Here is a 2,016-nt window from a genome sequence, read left to right as displayed (position 1 = left end):
AACCACTTTGTGGTTGTCACGAACTACTGCGCCTCTACGCTGCGGGGTTGCGGCTATGCTGAGCTAAAGCTCAGCACAGCCGCTGCATAGCAGCGCACAGCTTTCACAAACGTCGTTCCACCAATTGTCAGCCTCGCAAGCGTCTAATGACCCCCGGCGAAGCCGGGCCTACCCCTAGCGAAGCTAGGCTTACCCACGCGTTAGCATGATCACCCGCTGCTCCGAAGCGCCGATATCACCATATTCAAATTTGGTTCTTTTTAACTACCAGTGTATAATAATGGTAGTAATATAGATCCAGGATGGTGGATTATGAGTAAAATTCTCGATTTCTTCAAAAACCACTATGGCTATGCAAGAATGAAAGACCTAAAGGCAAATGGCATACACACAAGAGAAATAAAAAAACTTCTTGAAGAAGGAACAATAGAAAAAGTGAAACCAGGACTTTATCGTTTATCTACTTTCTCCGGCATTAAAATAGTCTCACTCGTCGATATTTGCCGTGCAGTCCATAAAGGAGTAATTTGCCTGCTTTCTGCTCTTGATTACTATGATTTTACAACCTTTTCTCCCTGGGAGGTCCATGTTGCTATTCCACATGATCATAAAAAGCCCAAAATAGAATATCCACCCGTAAGATTCTTTCACTTTAGAGAAAATACACACTCCCTTGGTATTGAAACAATCAATACCGAATTTGGACCAATAAGAATCTACAACCGAGAAAAAACTGTTTGTGACATATTCAGGTTCAGAAATAGGTTAGGAGAAGACCTAGCAATCGAAGCGCTGAAAAATTATCTTATCTGGAGTAATGGAAATACCACAAGACTCAGAAAATACATGAAAATCACAAGAACAGAAAAGATCATGTCGTTTATAAAGGGTATGATGCAGACATGAGCAAAGAAATAAGAAATATAGCCGCCTCGGTAAAAGATCGGCTTCTAAGGATTGCTAGAGTTAATAAAGTTGATTACACAAGAATATTGCAGCGATATGCCCAAGAAAGGTTTCTCTATCGCCTTTCGATTTCTAATTTTCGTAGCAATCTTGTTCTCAAAGGAGCCATGATGTTTTTGGCTTATGGATTACCGGATCTCCGCCCTACAAAAGACATTGATTTTCTTGGAACAGCAATTTCTAATGCACCTGACAATATCGAGATGATAATCAAACAAATCTCCTCAATACCCTGCAACGATGAAATCATTTTTAATGGAGAAAACTTAAAGATTTCCATAATTAAAAAAGATGCAGAGTACAATGGAGTGAGAGTCATCATCCCTTGGAACATTGAAAGAACGAAAGGCAATTTACAACTTGACATAGGCTTTGGAGATCGAATACACAACGGGCCTGTAGAAGTCAGATTTCCGACACTCATAGATCAAACTCAACCTCTAATAATGGTTTATTCAAAAGAAACCGCTTTAGCAGAAAAACTACAAATAATCGTCAGCTTGAATTATGAAACAAGCAGAATGAAAGACTTCTACGACATTTACTATCTTTGTTCTCACAGTTCGTTCCACTTGAGCAACCTTCGTAAAGCGATTCTCGAAACTTTTGAGAATAGAAACACCACATTCCAGGACATAGATATCGTTTTTTCAACAGAGTTCATAACCAATAAAGAAAAACAGACACAATGGGAGGCATTCCTGGTTAGAAGCGGATTGGATAACAAACTTAGCTTCATGGAACTTATGAAAAAATTGAAAACCTTCTTTGTACCTTTACTCAAATCAAGTGAAGATCTTGTTTGGAATCCAAAACAATGGCATTGGGATAAACACTGAATAAGCAATGTAATCACCTTCTCGTCTTCTCGGATCTCAATTATCGTTGTCGGTTGTACGTTGTGCGTTGTACGGATTTTTCCAACCCCCAGATTCTATACCCGATCTTCGTCTATTCCGCTGTACGCATGCTAACCCACGACGGCGTCGTGCCTACCCCCAGCGCAGCTGGGCTTACCCTTGGCGAAGCCAAGCATACCCACGCGTTAGC

At 40.5% G+C, this 2,016-nt stretch carries 2 protein-coding genes; both read left to right on the top strand.

Features of this window, described 5'->3' with window-relative positions; translation table 11 throughout:
* Positions 1 to 312 precede the first annotated feature (312 nt).
* The gene (locus AC3LHT_RS10655; RefSeq protein WP_488662885.1) at positions 313 to 906 is read left to right on the top strand and encodes a type IV toxin-antitoxin system AbiEi family antitoxin domain-containing protein; all 594 of its coding nucleotides are present in this window, start codon (positions 313 to 315) and stop codon (positions 904 to 906) included.
* A complete protein-coding gene (locus AC3LHT_RS10650; protein ID WP_488662884.1) occupies positions 903 to 1,805 on the top strand; it encodes a nucleotidyl transferase AbiEii/AbiGii toxin family protein in 903 nt (300 codons plus the stop codon). The genes AC3LHT_RS10655 and AC3LHT_RS10650 overlap by 4 nt, the downstream gene beginning before the upstream one ends.
* Positions 1,806 to 2,016 lie beyond the last annotated feature (211 nt).

The organism is Kosmotoga sp., from assembly GCF_982836095.1.
Note: the sequence above shows the minus strand (reverse complement) of the source record. Positions and strands in the feature narration are given on the sequence as shown.

Coding starts and splice junctions, on each gene's coding strand:
- AC3LHT_RS10650 (WP_488662884.1), top strand. CDS start 903: ATGAGCAAAGAAATAAGAAATATAGCCGCCTCGGTAAAAGATCGGCTT.
- AC3LHT_RS10655 (WP_488662885.1), top strand. CDS start 313: ATGAGTAAAATTCTCGATTTCTTCAAAAACCACTATGGCTATGCAAGA.